Origin of the sequence: Bradyrhizobium sp. CCBAU 11430 (assembly GCF_028128855.1) — a bacterium.
Taxonomy (GTDB): domain Bacteria; phylum Pseudomonadota; class Alphaproteobacteria; order Rhizobiales; family Xanthobacteraceae; genus Bradyrhizobium; species Bradyrhizobium ottawaense.
Map to the genome: position 1 here is coordinate 44,472 of NZ_LBJV01000052.1, position 21,120 is coordinate 65,591.

General features: G+C 64.7%; 16 protein-coding genes. 10 read left to right on the forward strand and 6 right to left on the reverse strand.

The features are described from left to right. Positions 1 to 90 precede the first annotated feature (90 nt). From metG to XI04_RS14770, 3 genes are read left to right on the forward strand one after another with little or no spacing between them, the layout of a single operon-like run. Positions 91 to 2,109: a methionine--tRNA ligase gene (gene metG, locus XI04_RS14760; RefSeq protein WP_271623718.1), complete on the forward strand. Its 2,019-nt coding sequence runs from the start codon at positions 91 to 93 to the stop codon at positions 2,107 to 2,109. 12 nt (positions 2,110 to 2,121) lie between these two features. Next, on the forward strand, positions 2,122 to 2,898 hold the full coding sequence (locus XI04_RS14765; RefSeq protein WP_038946785.1) for a TatD family hydrolase: 777 nt from the start codon (positions 2,122 to 2,124) through the stop codon (positions 2,896 to 2,898). A gap of 13 nt (positions 2,899 to 2,911) precedes the next feature. Further along, the gene (locus XI04_RS14770) at positions 2,912 to 3,709 is read left to right on the forward strand and encodes an MBL fold metallo-hydrolase (RefSeq protein WP_028144641.1); all 798 of its coding nucleotides are present in this window, start codon (positions 2,912 to 2,914) and stop codon (positions 3,707 to 3,709) included. A gap of 112 nt (positions 3,710 to 3,821) precedes the next feature. Here XI04_RS14770 and XI04_RS14775 read toward each other — a convergent pair whose 3' ends face one another. The 4 genes from XI04_RS14775 to XI04_RS14790 all read right to left on the reverse strand — a co-directional run bounded on the left by XI04_RS14775 (position 3,822) and on the right by XI04_RS14790 (position 9,779). Beyond that, entirely contained in the window at positions 3,822 to 5,471 is a 1,650-nt protein-coding gene (locus XI04_RS14775) for an acyl-CoA synthetase (RefSeq protein WP_038946784.1), read from the reverse strand. Between the two features lie 21 nt (positions 5,472 to 5,492). Beyond that, positions 5,493 to 7,382: a TRAP transporter large permease gene (locus XI04_RS14780; protein WP_028144643.1), complete on the reverse strand. Its 1,890-nt coding sequence runs from the start codon at positions 7,380 to 7,382 to the stop codon at positions 5,493 to 5,495. 15 nt (positions 7,383 to 7,397) lie between these two features. Continuing rightward, entirely contained in the window at positions 7,398 to 8,417 is a 1,020-nt protein-coding gene (locus XI04_RS14785; protein WP_028144644.1) for a TRAP transporter substrate-binding protein, read from the reverse strand. A gap of 486 nt (positions 8,418 to 8,903) precedes the next feature. After that, the gene (locus XI04_RS14790) at positions 8,904 to 9,779 is read right to left on the reverse strand and encodes a ferritin-like domain-containing protein (protein ID WP_271610061.1); all 876 of its coding nucleotides are present in this window, start codon (positions 9,777 to 9,779) and stop codon (positions 8,904 to 8,906) included. A gap of 250 nt (positions 9,780 to 10,029) precedes the next feature. Here XI04_RS14790 and XI04_RS14795 point away from each other — a divergent pair, with 250 nt between their 5' ends. The 7 genes from XI04_RS14795 to XI04_RS14825 are packed head-to-tail and all read left to right on the forward strand — an operon-like array spanning position 10,030 to position 18,906. Further along, complete coding sequence (locus XI04_RS14795; RefSeq protein ID WP_038970334.1) at positions 10,030 to 12,255, forward strand: NosR/NirI family protein; 2,226 nt, start codon at positions 10,030 to 10,032, stop codon at positions 12,253 to 12,255. Positions 12,256 to 12,277: 22 nt separating this feature from the next. Then, a complete protein-coding gene (nosZ, locus tag XI04_RS14800; RefSeq protein WP_038974086.1) occupies positions 12,278 to 14,224 on the forward strand; it encodes a TAT-dependent nitrous-oxide reductase in 1,947 nt (648 codons plus the stop codon). Positions 14,225 to 14,248: 24 nt separating this feature from the next. Beyond that, on the forward strand, positions 14,249 to 15,604 hold the full coding sequence (locus XI04_RS14805) for a nitrous oxide reductase family maturation protein NosD (protein ID WP_271623719.1): 1,356 nt from the start codon (positions 14,249 to 14,251) through the stop codon (positions 15,602 to 15,604). Then, positions 15,601 to 16,521 (forward strand): ABC transporter ATP-binding protein, encoded by a 921-nt coding sequence (locus tag XI04_RS14810; RefSeq protein ID WP_028144649.1) that lies wholly within the window; start codon positions 15,601 to 15,603, stop codon positions 16,519 to 16,521. Before XI04_RS14805 ends, XI04_RS14810 begins: the two co-directional genes overlap by 4 nt. Next, on the forward strand, positions 16,518 to 17,345 hold the full coding sequence (locus XI04_RS14815) for an ABC transporter permease (RefSeq protein WP_028144650.1): 828 nt from the start codon (positions 16,518 to 16,520) through the stop codon (positions 17,343 to 17,345). Before XI04_RS14810 ends, XI04_RS14815 begins: the two co-directional genes overlap by 4 nt. After that, complete coding sequence (locus XI04_RS14820) at positions 17,342 to 17,914, forward strand: nitrous oxide reductase accessory protein NosL (RefSeq protein WP_028144651.1); 573 nt, start codon at positions 17,342 to 17,344, stop codon at positions 17,912 to 17,914. Before XI04_RS14815 ends, XI04_RS14820 begins: the two co-directional genes overlap by 4 nt. Continuing rightward, entirely contained in the window at positions 17,911 to 18,906 is a 996-nt protein-coding gene (locus XI04_RS14825; RefSeq protein WP_028144652.1) for an FAD:protein FMN transferase, read from the forward strand. Before XI04_RS14820 ends, XI04_RS14825 begins: the two co-directional genes overlap by 4 nt. 8 nt (positions 18,907 to 18,914) lie before the next feature. Here the strand turns inward: XI04_RS14825 and XI04_RS14830 are convergent, their stop codons facing one another. Next, positions 18,915 to 19,742, reverse strand: coding sequence for a hypothetical protein (locus XI04_RS14830; protein ID WP_028144653.1), 828 nt, complete (start codon positions 19,740 to 19,742; stop codon positions 18,915 to 18,917). Positions 19,743 to 19,827: 85 nt separating this feature from the next. Then, positions 19,828 to 21,117, reverse strand: coding sequence for a siderophore utilization protein FsrB (gene fsrB / locus XI04_RS14835; RefSeq protein WP_028144654.1), 1,290 nt, complete (start codon positions 21,115 to 21,117; stop codon positions 19,828 to 19,830). Positions 21,118 to 21,120: the final 3 nt, after the last annotated feature.

Consider the following 21,120-nt stretch of genomic DNA (forward strand, 5'->3'; position numbering starts at 1 on the left):
GCGCAGCGGTTTTCCGAAAGATCATGCGCAAATCAATAATCGAACCCAGGTTCGTCTCCAGATTTCGAGAAGCCGGTAAAGGAATTCGTCGTGGCAACGCGAGCTAAGAAAACTGCTAAAGGCAAGGGCCGCAACAAGGCTGCGAAGAAAGCCGCAAAGAAGGCCGTGAAGGCGCGCGCGTCCAAGGCCAACGCCAAGGCGGCCAAGAAAGTCAAGAAGACCAAGAAGGCCACGGCCAAGAAGGGCGCGAAGAAGAGCGCCGTGAAGACGGCAAAGAAGGCGGTCAAGAAGGCTGCGAAGAAGCCGGCTGTCGCCAAGAAGGCTGTGAAGAAGGCCGCCAAGAAGCCAGCCAACAAATCAGCCAAGACCCCCGCCAAGTTACCTGCGAAGACGGTGGCCAAGAAGGCGAGGCTGGTCGCGCCTGTGATCGCAGCGCCGGCCCCCGCCGCCACGCCGCCGAAGGCTGCCAAGCCGAAGGCCCCGCGCGCGCCGAAGCCCGCTGCAGCTCCGCAAGCCGCAGCGCCCGCAGCCGCACCAAAGGCTGCCGCGCCCGTTGCCGCCCCCGCACGCGACAACGTCTTCTACATCACGACCGCCATCGCCTATCCCAACGGCAGTCCGCATATTGGCCACGCCTATGAGGCGATCGCGACCGACGTGCTCGCGCGTTTTGCGCGGCTCGACGGCAAGGACGTGTTCTTCCTGACCGGTACCGACGAGCACGGCCAGAAGATGGTGCAGACGGCGGCCGGCGAGAACATGGCCGTATCCGCGCTCGCTGCCCGCAATGCCGGTCGCTTCAAGGAGATGGACGAGCGTCTGAACGTGTCGTTCGACCGCTTCATCCGCACCACCGAGGAGCAGCATCATCGCTCCAGCCAGGAGATCTGGCGGCGCATGGAAGCGAGCGGCGATATCTATGCCGACATCTATGCCGGCTGGTATTCCGTGCGGGACGAGGCGTATTACGCTGAGGATGAGACGCGCCTGAACGATGACGGCGTCCGGCTCGGCCCGCAGGGCACGCCGGTCGAATGGGTCGAGGAGAAGAGCTATTTCTTCCGCCTGTCGGCATACCAGGACAGGCTCTTGAAGCTCTATGCGGAACATCCCGATTTCATCGGGCCGGATTCCCGCAAGAACGAGGTGGTGAGCTTCGTCAGAGGCGGCCTGCGTGATCTCTCGATCTCGCGCACCACCTTCGATTGGGGCGTCAAGGTGCCTGGCGACGAAGAGCACGTGATGTATGTCTGGGTCGACGCGCTGACCAACTACATCACCGGCGTCGGCTTCCCCGATGAGAGCGACAAAAACTGGCGCTATTGGCCGGCCGATGTGCACATCATCGGCAAGGACATCATCCGTTTCCACGCGGTGTATTGGCCGGCGTTCCTGCTTTCGGCCGGCATCCCGCTGCCGAAGCGGGTCTATGCCCACGGCTTCCTGTTCAGCAGGGGCGAGAAGATGTCGAAGTCGGTCGGCAACGTCGTCGATCCCTTCAATCTTGCCGACCAATACGGCGTCGACCAGGTGCGCTATTTCTTCCTGCGCGAGGTGCCGTTCGGACAGGACGGCAACTACAACCACGAGGCCATCGTGGCGCGCATCAACGCCGACCTCGCCAACGATCTTGGCAACCTCGCGCAGCGTTCGCTGTCGATGATCGCCAAGCAACTCGGCGGCGTGCTGCCCGAGCCCGGCGAATTCAGCGCCAACGACAGGGCAATCCTGGCGATGGCCGACGGCATGGTCGCCGCATCGCGCGAGGCCATGGCAACGCAGCAGATCCATCACTGGCTCAACGCCGTCTGGGCCGTGGTTGCGGAGGCCAACCGCTATTTCGCGGGCGAGGCGCCGTGGGCGCTCGCCAAGACCGACCCGGCCAGGCAGAAGACGGTGCTCTACGTCACGGCCGAAGTCGTGCGCCAGATCGCGATCCTGGCGCAGCCAGCGATGCCGACCGCTTCAGGATTGCTGCTCGACAGCCTCGGCATCCCGGACGGGGAGCGCAACTTCGTCATGCTCGGCGGTTCCAAGCGCATCGCACCCGGCTCGACCCTGCCGGCGCCAACGCCGGCGTTCCCGCGCTACATCGAGCCGGCAGCCTAGGACGTTTGCGCGATGCTGGTCGACAGCCACTGCCATCTGGATTTTCCGGATTTTGCGGAAGATCTCGACGGGATCGTATCGCGGGCACGCGCGGCCGGCATCGGCCGCATGGTCACGATCTCGACCCGGGTCCGGAAGCTCGACCAGCTTCTGGCCATCACTGAACGCTATGACGATGTCTACTGCTCGGTCGGCACTCATCCACATAACGCGGATGAGGAGGACGGTATCGCGCCGGACGAGCTGGTTGCGTTGACGGAGCATCCCAAAGTCGTCGCGCTCGGCGAGGCCGGGCTCGATTATTTCTACGACAACGGCTCGCCAGAGGCGCAGGCGAGGGGCTTTCGCGCCCACATCGCCGCCGCCCGCACCACCGGCCTGCCGCTGGTGATCCACACCCGCGAGGCCGACGCGGACTGCGCGCGCATCCTGGAAGAGGAGGCGGCCAAGGGGGCGTTTCGCGCCGTGCTGCATTGTTACACCGGCGGGCGCGAGCTGGCGCTGAAAGCGGTGTCACTCGGGCTCTATATCGGTTTCACGGGCATCCTGACCTTCAAGAAATCGGAGACCTTGCGGGCGCTGGCGGCCGAACTGCCGGCCGATCGCATTCTGGTCGAAACGGACTCGCCCTATCTTGCGCCCGGCAAGTTCCGGGGCAAACGCAACGAGCCCGCTCATGTAGTCGAGGTCGCAAAAGTGCTGGCCGCGACGCGCGGCGTGTCGCTTGACGAGATCTCGCGCCAGACCAGCGAAAACTTCTTCCGCCTGTTCTCGAAGGTGAAAGCTTGAAACCGGGAGCCGCATGACGCTGACGCTGACCATCCTGGGCTGCGGCTCCTCCGCCGGCGTGCCGCGCCCGGCGCTCGGCTGGGGTGCCTGCGATCCCAACAATCCCAAGAACCGCCGCCGCCGCTGCTCGCTGCTGGTCGAACGGACCTCCGAGCACGGCACCACGCGCATCCTGATCGACACCTCGCCGGATCTGCGCGAGCAATTGCTCTCGACCAATGTCGATCACATCGACGCGGTGTTCCTGACGCATGAGCACGCCGATCAGACCCACGGCATGGACGATTTGCGTTCGGTCGTGATGCACATGCGCCGTCGTATCCCGACCTATTTCAACCAGTCGACGGCCAAGGACATCCTGTCGCGGTTCTCCTATTGCTTCATCTCGCCGGAGGGCAGCGACTATCCGCCGATCCTGACGCGGCATTCGATCGAAGCTGGCGAAAGCCAGACTGTTCTGGGGAAGGGCGGCGCCGTGACGATGACGGCCTTCCTGGTGCAGCACGGCAACATTCCCGCGCTCGGCTACCGCATCGGGGATGCGGCCTACACACCCGACCTCAACGACATCCCGCGCGAGAGCTGGGGCGCGCTGGAGAATCTGGACCTCTGGATCGTCGACGGCCTGCGCTACACCAACCATGTCAGCCATTTCAGCATCAACGACGCGCTGTCCTGGATCGAACGGTTCAAGCCGAAGCGCGCGGTCATCACCAACATGACGGCCGACGTCGATTACGAAGTGATCCGGCAATCGCTGCCCGCGGGCGTCGTGCCCGCTTTTGACGGGCTGCGGCTCGAGACGCACTGAGCGCACCGGCCTGGCGCGATACGGCCTCGCCGGCAATGGAGCGGGAGCCTCAACGCTGCCGAGACTTCCCGGCGCCGCCGGCGTCGATCCGCATTTGAAATGGGAAATCAGCTCAGGCCGAGATCGCCTTCACTGATCCCACTTCGTTGCGCAGCAGGAACTTCTGGATCTTGCCCGTGGACGTTTTCGGGATCGGCCCGAACACGACGGCCTTCGGTGTCTTGAAGCCCGACATGTGTTTGCGGCAGAACGCGATGATGTCGGCTTCGCTCGCGCTGGCGCCGTCCTTCAACTCGACGAAGGCGCAGGGCACTTCGCCCCATTTCGGATCGGGCTTTGCCACCACGGCGGCAAACAGCACGGCCGGATGCTTGTAGAGGATGTCCTCGACCTCGACGGAGGAGATGTTCTCGCCGCCGGAGATGATGATGTCCTTGGAGCGGTCCTTGATGATGACGTAGCCGTGCTCGTCGAGCACGCCGAGATCGCCGGTGTGAAACCAGCCGCCCTCGAAGGCTTCCCTGGTCGCCTTCTCGTTCTTGAGATAGCCCTTCATCACGATGTTGCCGCGGAACATGACCTCGCCGATGGTTTCGCCGTCGCGCGGCACCTCTTGCATCGTCTGCGGATCGATGACGGTGACGCCTTCCTCGAGCGGGTAGGGCACGCCCTGCCGGCGCTTCATGCGCGCGCGCTCGGCCGGCGGAAGCTCGTCCCAGCCGGGCTGCTCGGCGCAGACGGAGGCGGGGCCGTAGACCTCGGTCAGGCCGTAGACATGGGTCAGCTTGATGCCGATGCTCTCTGCACCTTCGAGCACCGCGACCGGCGGCGCGGCGCCGGCGATCAGGCCGACGACGCGGCGGGCCGCACCGCCCTTGGGCGCATCGGGTGCGTTGATCAGTGTGTTGTAGACGATCGGCGCGCCGCACATGTGGGTGACGCCGCGGCTCTTGATCAGCTCGAAGATCCTGGTCGGCTCGACCTTGCGCAGGCAGACATTGATGCCGGCGGCCGCCGCGATAGTCCAGGGGAAGCACCAGCCGTTGCAGTGGAACATCGGCAGCGTCCAGAGATAGACCGGATGCTGGCCGAGATTGCCGGCAAGGATGTTGCTGACGGCGTTGAGATAGGCGCCGCGATGATGGGTGACGACGCCCTTGGGATTTCCGGTCGTGCCAGAGGTGTAGCTCAGCGCGATCGCATCCCACTCGTCCTTTGGCGGAATCGCCGTGAACGCGGGATCACCTTCCGCGACTGCCGCTTCATATTCGATCTCGCCGATGCGACTGCCGCCTTTGAACGATGCGTCGTCGACGTCGACGACGAATGGCTTTGGCCCGCTCATCTGCGCCAGCGCGTCACTTATGACGCCCGAGAACTCGGGATCGACCAGGATGATCTTCGCGCCGCCATGGTCGAGCTGGAATGCGATCGAAGGCGCATCGAGGCGGATGTTGAGCGCGTTGAGCACGGCGCCGGTCATGGGCACGGCGAAATGCGCCTCGTTCATCGCCGGGATGTTCGGCAGCATCGCCGCCACGGTATCGCCGACGCCGATGCCCTTGCGCGCGAGCCAGGACGCGAAGCGCCTGCAGCGCTCATAGGTCTGCGCCCAGGTGAAGCTGCGGCCCTCATAGACCGTGCTGACATGATCGGGATAGACGGCGGCGCTGCGCGCGAGGAAGCTGAGCGGACTCAGCGGCACGTAGTTGGCGGGTGTCCTGTCGAGCCCGATATTGTACTGGTTCTGCCGCTCACTCATCGACACCCTCCGTCAAACGCCTCAAAGGAATCCGATCGAGATCCACGGGAAGATCGCGACGATGATCAATCCCACCAGCAGCGCCAGCAGATAGCCCCAGATCGGGCGGATGCCTTCGGCCGGATCGACGCGTCCGATGGCGCAGGCGGCATAATAGCCGACACCGAAGGGCGGGGCGAATAGTCCGATGCCCATGGCGAGAATGATCACCATGGCGTAGTGCACCTCGTGCACGCCGACGGCCCGGGCGATCGGAAACAGCAGCGGCCCGAACAGCACGATCGCCGGGATGCCCTCCAGCACGCTGCCGAGGATGGTGAAGGCCAGGATCGACACGGCGATGAAGGTCGCCGCTCCCCCGGGCAATCCGGTCATGGCCGCCGCCAGCGAGCGCGAGAAGCCTGATTGGGTCAGGCCCCAGGCCATACCTGTCGCCGTGCCGATGATCAGCAGGATGGCGCCCGACAGCGCCGCGGTCTCGACCAGCATCGGAAACAGCCGCGACCAGTCGAACCGGCGGTAGATGAGGAGGCCGACCAGGGCGCCATAGACGATGCCGATGGTGGAGACTTCGGTCGCGGTCGCGATGCCCTCGACCACGGCGTAGCGGATCACGAAGGGCAGCGCCAGCGCGGGCAGGGCGACGAAGAACGTCTTGCCGATCTCGCCACCGCTGGCGCGTCGGACATGGCTCATGTCCTCGTGGCGGTAGCGCCACCACACCAGCATGCAGAGCGTGATCGCGAGCACGACGCCGGGCAGCAGGCCGCCGGTGAACAGGGCGGCGATCGAGACGCCCGTCACCGAGCCGATCGTGATCAGCACGAGGCTCGGTGGAATGGTTTCGGTTTGCGCTCCGGTCGCCGCCAGAAGCGCGACGAGATCGCCGGGCTTGGCGCCGCGTTGTTTCATCTCCGGAAACAGCACGGGCGCAACGGCCGCCATGTCCGCGGCCTTGGCGCCTGATATGCCAGAGACCAGGTACATGGCGCCGACCAGCACGTAATGCAGGCCGCCGCGGACATGGCCGAGCAGGCTCGCCAGGAACGCCACCATGGCCCGCGCCATGCCGGTCATCTCGATCAGGAGCCCCAGGAACACGAACAGCGGCACCGAGAGCAGGATGAGGTGGCTCATGCCCTCGTCCATCCGCCCGACCAGCACCATGACTGGCGTGCGCGTGGTCAGCGCGAGATAGCCGAAGATCGCAAGGCCGAAGCCGAACGCAATGGGAACGCCGGCAAAGACGCAGAAGCCGGCGACGCCGACGAAGAAGATGATGAGGTTGAGATTGCCGAGCGGCCGCAGCAACGGCTCCGCCAGCCAGAACAGGCCGGTGATCACGGCAACGCTGACGACGGCAGCTGCGACCATCCGGTAATCGGCCGCGCGCAGCAGCCGCAACAAGGCAAAGGCCGCCATCAGCCCGATGCCGGCCGGCAGCGCGGCGGCGCGCCACATATTGGAGATCTGCAGCGCCGGCGTCGTGATGTAGCTCTCTTCGTAGGCGTAGTCGCAGGCCGGCCAGACGATCAGGACCAGGAACGCCAGCGCCGCCGAGGTCGCGACCAGATCCAGATAGGCCCGCATGGCAGGCTTGGCGCTGGCGACGATCGCGGTCATACGCATGTGCTCGGAGCGGCGGAACGCCACCGCTGCGCCCAGCATGGCGAGCCACAGGAACAGGATCGAGGCGAGCTCGTCCGACCAGATCAGCGGCCGGTGCAGGCCGTAGCGCGCGACTACGCCTGCAAACAGGATCACGATCTCGGCGACGACCAGGATCGCCGCCGGGATTTCGACGACGAGACCGAGCATGCGCTCGACCGAAGCCAGCACGGAAGGTCGGCGAGGGGACTGAAACGCCGCCTCGCCCACCACTGCGGTCACCTCGACCTCGACATGAGCCATGATGGCCCCAACGCGTTACGACAGCTTGCCGACGGCCTTTTCCAGGAGGTCCCAGGCCTGATCGCCATACTTGCCCTTCCACTCGGCATAGAAGCCGGCGGTCCGCAGCTTGTCGCGGAACGGCGCCACCGTGGGCTGATTGAAGGTCAGGCCCTTGGCCGCGAGCTCCTGCTGCAGATTGGCATTGAGCTTGGCGGTGTCCTCGCGCTCCTTGACGGCAGCGGCGTTGATGTTCTTGGCGACGACGGTGCGCACGTCCTGCGGCAGCTTCTCCCAGGCGCGGCGGTTGGCCAGGAACCAGAAGCCGTCCCACATGTGGTTGGTCAGCGAGCAGTACTTCTGCACCTCGTAGAGCTTGGCAGTGGAGATGATCGCCAGCGGGTTCTCCTGGCCTTCGACGATCTTGGTCTGGAGCGCCGAATAGACCTCACTGAAATTGATCGAGGCGGGCGCCGCGTCGAACGCCTTGAACATCGAGGTCCACAGCGGCGACACCGGCACGCGGATCTTGAAGCTCTTGAGGTCATCAGGGCCGGTGATCGGCTTGCTCGACGAGGTGGTCTGGCGGAAGCCGTTGTCCCAGATCTTGTCCATGACCTCGAGGCCGGCCTTCTTGATCTCGCCGCGGACATGGGCGCCGAGGTCGCCGTCCATGGCCTTCCAGACCGTGTCGTAGTCCGGGAACGCGAAGCCGATGCCGTTGATGGAGGCCGCCGGCACCAGGGTCGACAGGATCAGGCCCGATAGCGTGAAGAACTCGACGCCGCCGGAGCGGATCTGGCTCAGCATGTCGGTGTCGGACCCGAGCTGGTTGTTCGGGAAGATCTGGAGGTCGAACTTGCCGTTGGTCTCGGTCTTGATCGCCGCCGCCATCTCCTTGGCGCGTACGTTCAGCGGATGGGTGTCCGGCAGGTTATTGGCGTATTTGTAGGTGAACTCGGCGCTCTGGGCGCGGGCCACATGGGGCGCACCGATGCCGCCCAGGACCGCGGTCGCGGCGGAGGCCTTGAGAAGCGTGCGTCGGGAAAAACTCATGGGTCTGCTTCCTCGGAAGTTTGTTGTTGTTCTGAGACGCAAACCTATACGGACGGAGGGCCTGAAGGTCATCTGCGATCTCGCGAGGCCTCGCTTATTGCAGCCGGACAAGGTCCCGGCAATATCGGCTTTCGCAGAGATGGGCCGGATTCAAAATCTGAAAAACAACCCCGTGCACAGGAGCCGTCGAGAACCGGGGCAGCGTCGAGGCCCGGACCGAAAATCGCGTGAGGGCGAAGGTGTGATGACAGGAATTCCGCCTAAACAATTGATCTAATTGCACATAAAGATATTCCATAATATACCTTATGCGAATTACGGATTGGGCTATGGCCGTACGCGGCCTGCCAGTCAGATCTCGCCTGAGCTGAGCGCCTATCGCCACACCTGGTGTCTGCTCCCCGCCGAAGGACCTGCGGCCACTGCCCCGGCCGAGCGGCCATGCGGCTCTGAAGTGCGGCAGCTCTGATTGTTGCCGTAAGCGCGTCACTCCGCCGCAAGCGATCGCAGCCAGGCCAGTCTCGAGATCGCGCGCTCGGCCAGGTGCTGCAGGCTTTCGAGGTGGGCTGCGTCGCTCGACCGCTCGGCGCCGTCGAGGTAGCCGTCGACCAGGGCTTCGGCGATCTCCAGTGGATCCTTTCGTTCCATGGAGGCCGGAAAGCTGCCGAGGCCCGCGGCGGCGTCGGCCATCGCGATCGTCTGTTGGCGCATGTCCCGTGTCCGGACCGCGGCCGGCCCGCTCAGGCGCCGTTCGATATCGCCAAGTTGAGCAATCAGGCGAAGCTCGAGCCGCCGCGCATCGATTTGTGGCGGCCGAGGTGTCGATGCGTCGGCGCTGCTCCGTTCGTGTTCGTGATGATAGGCGCGGCGCCTCTCCTTCCGCAGCGTCGCGACATGGCCGAGCTCTTCCCTGGCCATCGCCTCGGATGCTCTCTTGATGTCAGGGTCCTTGGAATAGGCGGCGAGATAGGACCAGAATGCGAAGGCTCGCTCTTCGTTGCGGACCGCCATGGCGAGCGCGCGGTACGGTGTCATCAGCCGCGATGTCTTGACTTCGGCGGCAGCTTCCGGGGCAAGCGCTTCCGGCGCTTCCCAACGCACCAAAGCGGGATCCGGGCTCTTGCCGCGGCGCGATTGCGACCACTGCGTGACGCTGTCCACGTGCTCGCGCTCGGCGGCCGCGAGCTTAGTGAATACCTCGGCGAGATCAGCCTTGCCCTGCCCGCGCATGTCTTGTGCGAGAGATTCGTACCTGTTGGCGGCTTCCTGCTCCATTGCATGCGCTAGCGCAAAGAGCTCGTCGAGAGACTCCAATACACCTGCGGGCTCAGCACTGAGCAATGATGTGCGTAGGAATGGCATACCAAGGACTCCACATGCAGATTTCTGAACCGGTTCCGCGCACGCACAAATCTCAAGAGCGGGGTTGACAGAGTCAGTCGCGCGCGATGAGTGTTGCATATCAGCGGCGACAAATCATCGAAGAAGATATCAAGGCACGCGCGCCTCTGTCCGTCGCGCAAATCGCATTTGTATCGATATGTTGAAGCGACCGGATGACGATACCGCCTTCGCAAGGCGTGCAGCGCTAGCGCTCGCAGGCTTGCTGCTGATGTGTCTGACTTATATTTCGCCCGCATGCGCCGCCGGTGACTTACCAACATACCTGCCGAAGATTACGCCTGCGGAATTTTTCCCGAATGCGGACCGTTTCGGCCCGCCGCAAGGCGATCCGCCCATCGTACCAGTGTACCGCGGCGACCAGCTCCAGGGATTCATCTTCCTCAACTCCGATTTCGCGAACTCCGTCGGGTACTCGGGCAAGCCGATTCACTTGCTGGCCGGGATCGATCCGAAAGGCGTCATCACCGGAATCAAGCTCGTCGATCACAAGGAGCCGATCGTGCTGGTCGGCATTCCCGAGGCCCGCATCGTCGCCGCCATGAACGCCCTGATCGGCAAGGACATGAAGCCGGTCGCAAGTGGTGCCGAGAAGCCGCCGCAGGTCGACATCGTGAGCGGCGCGACCGTTACCGTACTGGTAATGGGCGACAGTGTCGTCCGTGCGGCATCCAAGCTCATTCGCAGCGGTCGCGTCGGTGGCGGCGACGGCGCGGCGGCTTCGGCAGCCCTTCCCCCCGTCGTCAAGACGCTCGATCTCGCGCGCAGTGACGTGCGCGACTGGGAGAGCCTCGTCGGCGATGGCTCGGTACGCCGGCTTCATCTCGGCATCGGCGACATCAACGACGCCTTTGCGAAGTCCGGCAGCGCCGCGGCGGGCCAGTATCCCGAACCGGGTGAAGCGAGCGATACCTTCATCGAGCTCTACGTGGCGCTCGTGACCGCGCCCACGATCGGCCGCAGCCTGCTCGGCGAGGACGGCTATCAGCGGCTGAAGGACAGCCTGAAGCCGGGGCAGCAGGCCATCGTCGTCGCCGGCAACGGCCCCTACTCCTTCAAGGGGTCGGCCTATGTCCGCGGCGGCATCTTCGACCGCATCGAAATCCTGCAGGACGGCAACAGCACCCGCTTCCGCGACCGCAACCACACCCGTCTTGGCGCACTGGACGCGGTCGGCGCGCCCGAGTTCAGGGAAATCGGCCTGTTCGTCACCCCGCCTGAGTTCACCCTGGATCCGACGCAGCCGTGGCAGCTTCAACTGCTGGTACAACGCAGCCTCGGCGGCCGCGACAAGGCGTTCCTGACTTTCGATCTCGGCTACACCCTGCCCGACGGTTATATACGCCGCGAGCAGCGTGCGGTGACGGTACCGGAGAGCGCGGCGCCTCCGGCCTCGCAGCAGGCCACCGCTGCGGCCCCCCCGCCCCCGGATGCAGACGAGCCGTTGTGGATGCGGATCTGGCGGTCGAGCACCGTCTCGATCGGCATCACCGCGTTCATGCTGGCCACCCTCACCGGTATCTTCTTCTTCCAGAATCTGCTCGTGCGCCGCCCGGTGTTCTACACCTGGGTGCGGCGGGGGTATCTCGCCCTCGTTCTGGTCTGGCTCGGCTGGTACGCAAACGCGCAGCTCTCCGTCGTCAACGTGGTCACCTTTACCAATGCGCTGGTGACGGGCTTCCGCTGGGAGTTCTTCCTCGCCGCGCCGCTGATCTTCATTCTGTGGGCTGCAACGGCCGGCGGGCTTCTGTTCTGGGGGCGCGGCCCGTTCTGCGGCTGGCTGTGTCCCTTCGGCGCACTGCAGGAGCTCACCAACACGGCCGCGAAATGGCTGAAGGTGCCGCAGATAACGGTGCCGTGGGGGCTGCACGAACGGCTATGGCCGATCAAGTACATCATCTTCCTCGGTCTGTTCGGCCTGTCGCTCTATTCGGTCGACATGGCCGAGCGGTTCGCCGAGGTCGAACCGTTCAAGACCGCGATCATCCTGAAGTTTTCGCGAAGCTGGCCGTTCGTGGCCTACGCAGTCGCCCTGCTCGTCATCGGACTCTTCATCGAACGCTTCTTCTGCCGCTACCTCTGCCCGCTCGGCGCCGCGCTCGCGATCCCCGGCCGCATCCGAACCTTCGAATGGCTCCGCCGCTGGGAAGAATGCGGGTCACCCTGCCAACGCTGCGCCAAGGAATGCCCGGTGCAGTCGATCCATCCCGAGGGTCACATCAACGTCAATGAGTGCATCTACTGCATGCATTGCCAGGAACTCTATTACGACGATCACCGCTGCCCGCACATGATCCAGGTGCGGCTCAAGCGCGAGAAATTCGCGGCGATGTCCTCGCCCGCGATGCGCTCAGGCGGCAAGGGTCCCGCGACCGTCATCACCGCCGGCGGCAAGCCTGTCGTGGCGTCACCCGTCGCAACTCCACCACCAAACTGAACCGAAAGCCGAGGAGGCAATCATGAGCGAGAACGAACAGGCAAAGGGCGTTAGCCGGCGAGCAGTGCTCGGAACGACGGCGGCTGCGGCGGGCGTAGGCCTTGCGGGCGGAGTGGCGCTGAAGGACGGCGGCTTCGTCTCGTCTGCCGACGCGCAGACCAAGAACGCAGCTCCGAAAGCGCCGGCGGCAAGGCCGGCGGTGCAGAAGACCGAGGTCGCGCCGGGAGAGCTCGACGAATACTACGTGTTCTTCTCGAGCGGCCAGTCCGGCGAGATGCGCATCATCGGCCTTCCTTCGATGCGCGAATTGATGCGTGTTCCGGTGTTCAACCGCTGCAGTGCGACCGGCTGGGGCCAGACCAATGAAAGCCTCAAGGTTCTGACCGAAGGCATGCAGCCCGCCACCCGCGAATTCCTCAAGAACCGCGGCGGCACGTTCATGAACGGCGATCTCCACCACCCCCATATTTCGTTCACGGACGGCACCTATGACGGTCGCTATGCCTACATGAACGACAAGGCCAACAGCCGCGTCGCGCGGGTGCGGCTCGACATCATGAAATGCGACAAGATCGTCGAACTGCCGAACCAGCACACGGTCCACGGTCTGCGTCTGCAGAAATATCCGCGCACGGGCTATGTGTTCGCCAACGGCGAGGATGGCGTGCCGTTGCCCAATGACGGCAAGGTCCTCGACGATCCCAAGCAGTATCACTCCATCTTCAGCGCGATCGACGGCGAAACGATGAAGGTGGCCTGGCAGGTGATCGTCAGCGGAAATCTCGACAATGTCGACGCCGACTACCAGGGCAAGTACTGCTTCGCGACCTGTTACAACGGCGAGGAAGGCGTCACGCTCGCCGAAATGACCGCCAGCGAGCAGGACTGGGTCGTCATCTTCAACATCAAGCGGATCGAAGAGGCCGTAAAGAAGGGCGACTTCAAGGAAATGAACGGCGTGCCCGTCATCGACGGCCGCAAGGGCTCGGCTTACACCCGCTACATTCCGGTCTCGAATAATCCGCACGGCATGAACACGGCGCCCGACGGAATCCACATCGTGGCGGCCGGAAAGCTCTCGCCGACCGTGACCGTGATGGACGTGCGCAAATTCGACGATCTGTTCGACGACAAGATCAAGCCGCGCGACGTCGTCGTCGCGGAGCCCGAGCTGGGACTCGGACCGTTGCATACTGCCTATGACGGCAAGGGTAACGCCTACACGACGCTGTTCCTCGACAGCCAGGTCTGCAAGTGGAGCATCGACCTCGCCAAGCGGGCTTTCAAGGGTGAGAAGGTCAATCCCATCATCCAGAAGCTCGACGTGCACTACCAGCCGGGTCACAACCATTCCTCGATGGGCCAGACCAAGGAGGCCGATGGAAAGTGGCTGATCTCGCTGAACAAGTTCTCGAAGGATCGCTTCCTGAACGTCGGACCGCTCAAGCCCGAGAATGATCAGCTGATCGACATTTCGGGCGATCAGATGAAGCTGGTGCACGACGGCCCGAGCTTCGCCGAGCCGCATGACGCGACCATCGTCCACCGCTCGAAGATCAACCCGATCTCGATCTACGATCGCGCGGATCCGATGTTCGCCGATGCGGTCAAGCAGGCCAAGGCGGACGGCATCAATCTGGAGGCGGATTCGAAGATCATTCGCGACGGCAACAAGGTGCGCGTCTACATGACGTCCACCGCGCCCGCCTATGGCCTCGATCAGTTCCAGGTCAAGCAAGGCGATGAGGTCACCGTCTTCATCACCAATATCGACGCGGTCGAGGACCTGACGCACGGCTTCTGCATCGTCAACTACGGCATCAACATGGAGATCGGCCCGATGGCCACCTCGTCGGTGACTTTCACGGCCGACAAGCCGGGAGTCTACTGGTACTACTGCTCCTGGTTCTGCCACGCCATGCATATGGAGATGAAGGGCCGGATGTTCGTCGAACCCAAGTCGGTTTGACGTCGGTCTGATTGGAGCGACCTCGTGGGTCTTCTCTTACGCATGTTTCCGGCGGCGCTGGTCGCCGCCGGATTGTCCGGCTTCGCCGATGCGGAGACGTTGACGGCTGCGCCGGGGCAGCCGCTTCAGGCGCTGCTGGATGGCGCGCGCGCCGGCGACGTCGTCGAACTTTCCCCCGGGGAATATCACGGTTCGATCCGGATCGACCGTCCCCTGGAGCTGGTTGGGAGCCGTGGCGCGGTGCTCGACGGCGACGGCTCCGGCAACGTCATCACCGTCACCGCTCCCGACGTCACGATCCGCGGTGTGACCATCCGGGCATCCGGCCGCGACCTGCAGGAGATGAATTCCGGGATATTCCTGCAGAAGACGGCAGAGCGCGCCAAGATCGAGGACAACCGGCTGGTGGAAAACCTGTTCGGTGTCTATGTGCATGGCGCCCAGGGTTCGCGCGTCGTCCGCAACGAGATCGAGGGACTGCGTGGCGGGCGTCTCAGCGAGGCTGGCAACGGTGTCTCGCTGTGGAATGCGCCCGACGTCACCATCGCCGGCAACACGTTCCGCTACGGCCGCGACGGCATCTTCACGATTTCGAGCCGAAAGGACCGCTTCATCGACAACCGCTTCGAGCAGGTCCGCTTCGCCGTCCATTACATGTACACCAACGACAGCGAAGTCAGCGGCAACGTCTCGATCGGCAACCACGTCGGCTACGCCATCATGTATTCGAACCGTCTGGTGATCCGCGGCAACTCCTCCGATCACGACCGCGACCATGGGATGCTCTTCAACTACGCGAACTATGCCCAGATCGAGGACAACCGGGTCACGGGCGGCCCGCTCGGCTCGATGACACAGAGTGCGGAGGAAGGTCCCGCCGACGAGAGAGGCATGCTTCCGCAGCAGGCACGGGAGACCACTCTCAAGAGCGGCCCGGAGAAATGCGTGTTCATCTACAACACCAATCACAACAAATTCCGCAACAACTGGTTCGAACGCTGTGCCATCGGCGTGCACTTCACGGCCGGCTCCGAAGGCAACGAAATCACGGGCAACGCCTTCGTCGGCAACGCCAACCAGGTGAAATATGTCGGCACCCGGCACCTCGACTGGTCGACCGGGGGGCGCGGCAATTACTGGAGCGATAATCCGGCATTCGACCTCAACGGCGACGGTATCGCCGACACGGCGTACCGGCCGAACGACCTCATCGATCGCGTGCTGTGGACGGCGCCGGCTGCGAAGGTTCTGATCAACAGCCCTGCCGTCCAGGTGATCCGCTGGGCGCAGGCACAGTTTCCAGCGCTGCTGCCGGGCGGCGTGGTCGACAGCCATCCGCTGGTGTCGCCGCCGCGGACCTCGGCGAAGGAAACACGATGACCAGCACGGTACGCGTCAGCGATGTCACCAAGGCGTATGGCCGGGTCGAGGCCGTGCGCGGTGCGTCGTTCACGCTTGGCCAGGGCGAGCTGGTCGCCTTGATCGGGCACAACGGCGCCGGCAAGACCACGCTCATGAAGCTCATGCTCGGGTTGATCCGGCCGACCAGCGGCGCCATTGAGGTTCTCGGAGACAATCCCGCCGCAGGCGAATTCGCCGGCCGACGACAGCTCGGCTACCTGCCGGAAAACGTCTCCTTCGACCCCGCCCTCACCGGCCGCGAGACGCAGGCCTTCTATGCCAGGCTGAAACGAGAGCCGGTCGCAAAGTCGCTGGAGCTGCTCGACGCCGTGGGTCTCGGAGCCGCCAGCCGCCGCCGGGTTGGCACCTACTCCAAGGGCATGCGACAGCGGCTGGGGCTCGCGCAGGCGCTGCTTGGCGAGCCGCGCGTGCTGCTGCTGGACGAGCCGACCACCGGTCTCGATCCGGAGCTGCGCCAGACCTTCTACGACATCATCGCCCGGCTCTCCGCTGCGGGCGCGACCGTGCTGCTGTCGTCGCATGCGCTGACCGAGCTCGAGGAGCGCGCCGGCCGGGTCATCATCATGAACCGCGGCATCAAGGTCGCGGACGGATCGATCGACGAGCTGCGTCGCCTCGCCCGCCTGCCCACCAGGATCCGCCTCAAGGTGGCCGGCCTTGCCCCGAGCGAGATGCCGCCCTGGGCGCCCAAGGACGTGGCCTGCCGTCGTTTGAACGGCCACATCGTCGAGATCGACGCTGCGCCGGAGCGGAAGATCGAGCTTCTGCATCGTGCGACGGCCGCCGGCAATTCCGTCGAGGACGTCGACGTGGTCCCGCCCACCCTCGACGAGCTCTATGCTCATTTCCTCCGGCAATCGGAGCAGGCGCCATGAATGTCCTGATCATCGCCGCCAAGGAAGTCCACCAGGCCATCCGCAATCGCTGGGTGCTTGCCGCAACGCTCCTGCTCGCCGGGCTTGCGCTGTCACTGACCTTTCTCGGTAGCGCACCGACCGGGAACGTCGGCGTTCGCACCCTGGACGTGGTCGTCGTCAGCCTGTCGAGCCTGACGATCTTTCTCGTTCCGCTCATCGCGCTTCTGATCTCCCATGACGCCATCGTCGGCGAGATGGAACGGGGGACGATGCTGTTGCTGCTGAGCTATCCGGTCGCACGATGGCAGGTGCTGCTCGGCAAGTTCTTGGGCCACCTCGCCGTTCTCGCGTTTGCGACCTGCCTCGGCTACGGCGCGGCGGTCGGAGCGCTGGCGGCGACGGGCAGCCAGATCGATAGCGATAGCTTTCTCGCGTTCGCGGCGATGGTGGGCTCCTCGGTGCTGCTTGGCGCCGCTTTCGTCGCCATCGGATATCTGGTCAGCGCGCTCGTGCGCGACCGTGGAACGGCGGCCGGCATCTGCATCGGATTGTGGCTGCTGCTGGTGCTGATCTACGACATGGCGCTGCTGGGCGTGCTTGCGCTCGATCAGGGACGCAGCATCTCGGCGAGTGTGCTCAACGCCCTGCTGCTGTCGAATCCGACCGACGCCTACCGGCTCATCAACCTGACCGGATTCGCCAATGTCAGCACCTTCGCCGGCATGGCTGGCCTTGCCCAAACCACGTCCCTGACGATACCGGTTCTTCTGACCGCCCTGCTCTGCTGGACGCTGCTGCCGCTGGGGCTGGCCGCGCTCGCTTTCTCGCGGAGGGAGCTATGAGGCGCCGAACGATCCTCTTCGCCTTGCTCGTGCCGCTCGCACTCGCGGGCTGCAACGAGAAGCAGGCCGCGAAGATTCCGCCGCCGCATCGGATGACCGCGGAAGACATCGGCCATTACTGCGGCATGAACGTGCTCGAGCACCCGGGACCGAAGGGCCATATCTTCGCCGCGAGCCTGATGGAGCCCGTGTGGTTCTCGTCGGTGCGGGACACAATCGCCTTCACCATGCTGCCGGACGAGCCCAAGGACATTCAGGCGATCTACGTGTCCGACATGGGCAAGGCGCCGGACTGGGACAAGCCCGGCGCCGACAACTGGATTGAGGCGCGCAAGGCGCTGTACGTGATCGAGAGCCGGGTCAAAAGTGGCATGGGCGGAGACGAGGCCGTTCCGTTCTCGGACCGCGCGGCGGCGGAGAAGTTCATCGGAGAGAACGGCGGCAGGATTGTCGGCTTCGACGACGTGCCCCGGGACTATGTCTTGACGTCGGTGAATGTCACCGGCGCCGCTGCGGCCGGCGAAGCGGCCGAAGCCCCGCCGGCCGAACGATCGAGGAGGACGCCATGACGCGAGCACTGACGCGCCGACGCTTCATCCGGATCAGCGCGGCGGCAGCGGGCCTCGGCGCGCTGTCCACGGGACATCCTGCTCGTGCGGAGGTCGCGCCGGTGACGTGGCGTGGCACGATGCTGGGCGCGGTTGCCACGATGGAGATCCATGACGAAGACCGCAGCCGGGCGGAACGGCTGATCTCGCTGGCCTGTGCCGAGGCGCGGCGGCTCGAGCGGCTGTTCAGCCTTTACCTGAACGATTCGACCCTGGTCGCGCTGAACCGGACCGGTGTCCTGATCGATCCCGCCGCCGAAATGGTCGATCTGCTGGCGACCTCGCAGCACTATTCCACGCTGACGGGCGGTCTGTTCGATGTCACGGTGCAGCCGCTGTGGGATCTCTACGCCAGCCATTTCGCGCGAGATGACGCGGATCCGGCCGGTCCTGCGGCAGCCGAGATCCAGACCGCGCTCGCGCGCATCGGCAGCAGCCGGCTGTCGATCAGCCGCGACCGGATCGTGATGCCCAAGGGCATGACCGTCACCCTGAACGGGATCGCGCAGGGCTACGTCTCGGACAAGGTGGTCGACCTGCTGCGGGCGCACGGCATCTCGCGCAGCCTGGTCGACATGGGCGAACCCCGCGCGATCGGCGCGCGTCCGGACGGACTGCCCTGGGAGATCGGCATCGCCGATCCCGACATCGTGGGCCGCACGAAGACGGTGCTGCCGATCGTCGACCGCGCCGTGTCCACCTCGGGCGGCTACGGCTGCCAGTTCGATTCCAGGGCGCGCTTCAACCATTTGTTCGATCCCCGATCAGGCGGCTGCGCCCACCGCTACCGCAGCGTGACGACTGTGTCCCGCAGCGCCACCGCCGCGGACGCATTGTCGACGGCGTTCAGCCTGATGCCGGAAGATGAGATTCGATCGCTCTTGCCGCATGTCGACATCGACCGCGTGCATCTGATCGATGGGGCCGGCCGATCGGTCGAATTGTCGGCCTAACCTGCGCGCTACCGCAGCGGCAGCAGCTCCAACTGGCTCTGCGCCTTCTTCACGGCCGCTGCGTACCAGCTCTGGCTCGGCGCTTCCTTGGCGAAGCATGTCGTGTAGGCGGCCATGGCCTGATCCTCGCGGGCCATGTCGCCGCGCGGATCCTTCTTGTTGACGGGTTTGGCCATCATCTGTTTCCACACGCGCTCGCAGGCCGGAATTTCAGCGGTCTTTACCGCGTCCGATGTGGCGAGGAAGTAGACCTTATCGCCCTTGATCGCGACGACGTCGATTTCATCCGGCGCTCCCTTGAGCCCGCCATTGCCGCGCAGGCCGAGCACGGCGACTGCAGCGCTCGCGGATGCGGGCTTTGTGATCGGCAGCTCGGCATATTTGGCGAAGGCGGCGTCCTGGATCGCCTGATAATAGAAGCGGTCGGACTTGAACGCGGCGCCGCTGTCCTGCGGCATGCCGTCCTCGCGATGCTCGCGCAGCCAGTGCGTGAGCAACCCCGTGGTGGTCACCACGGCCTGCATCTTGTCGCCTTCGGAAGCGAAGCCGAGCCCGTCGAGATGGCCGAACCCGATATCACTCTTGAATAGCGTGTCGACGTTCGACTTGCCGTCTGCGGGGAGCCCCTTGATCGTGACCGGTCCCACCAGGCCGCGCAGCACGCCCGCCAGCTCCTTGAGCGCCGCATCATGCTGCTTGTAGATCTCATCGCTTTCCTTGGCACTCGAGAATTTTGCGATGTAGCGGTCGCGCAGGTCGAGATAGTGCTGCTCGGGCGTGGCCGCATGGACGGGCGTCGCCAGGACAAGCAGGCAGAGCAAGGCAAGCGATTTCATTCGATGTCCGCGGACTGGGAGCGATCTCCAGTCTTTGTGCCCGCTGCAGGCGGGAAGGTTCATCCGCAACGACCTTGCGGGCGCCCTACTCCGCCGGCGTCAGCTGCCGGGTCAGACGCACCGCCGCGGTCTCGCGGACGCGGATGCGGGCGCGGCGCTTGCGCCACCAGATCACGACGCCGGTCACCGAGAGTGCGGCGACCACCAGCCCCATGATCGAGATCAGGATGCGGCCGAACAGTCCGACGATGCGACCCGAATGCAGCGGAAATTGCGCCTGGACGAAGATGTCGGCGGCAGTACCGACCCAGGGCAGCCGCTCGCCGATCGGGCGGCCGTCCTCGCTGTCGTAATAGAGCTGGGCCGGGCCGACGCCGCCGGCGCCGTGATCGTCGCCGGGGTGGAAGAAGGCGGCGGCATAGACGCCATGGGCCGGGCCGTAATTGACCGAGCCCACCGGGATCGTCCAGCCCCGCGCCTTGCCGTCGGCGGCGGCGCGTGCGGCGATGTCCGCGAAGGTGACCTTGGGCTCGATGGGATCGTCGAGATCGCGATAAGGCCGCTGCTCATAGGGTGTCGGCGTGTAGTTCGAGACCATCTTCATCAGCGGCGAGAACACCTCGAAATAGAGGTTCAGCGAGAACGCCGTGAAGGCGATGACGAACAGCACGCCCCAGGTCCAGAGACTGAAGGCGCGGTGGATGTCGAAATTGATCCGGTAGGCGCTGCCGGAGGTCTTGATGGTCCAGGCCGGCGCCCAGCGCGCCCAGAAGCCGCGGTCGAGCTGGCGCGTGACGGCAGGCGCCCGCGCCGCCTTGGCGCGCCGGCGCGAGGGCAGCGTCAGATAGAAGCCGACGAAGCAATCGATGGTCCAGATGATGGCGATCACGCCGAGCACGCGCATGCCCCAGCGGTCGCTGCCCCAGAACTCCGGGATGTGCATCGTGTAGTGCAGCTTGTAGAGAAACGAGACGAAGTTCTCCCGCGTGACGGGCCAGACCGCGCCCCAATAGCGCCGGCCCAGCTCCGCGCCGGTGTTGGGATCGAGGAAGACCTGATTGTAGTCGAGGGCGTAGCGCTTGCCGGTCGCCGGATCGATCCGCGGCATGACGAAGAACCACAGCGAATGGCCCTGCTCCGGCGTCATGAAGAGGTAGACGACGCGCGCGCGGGGATCGCGCTGCTCGATCGTCTTGGCGAGCTCGATCGAGGGGATCGCCGGGCCTTTGCTGCTGACGTCGAACAGATGGCTGTTCAGAACGTCGTCGATCTCGTGATCCCAGGAGATGATCGCGCCGGTGATGCCGGAAAAGAACAGGAATCCGGCCGTGAGCAGTCCCGCCCAGCGATGCAGCTTGCCGAATGTCGCTCTCATCGT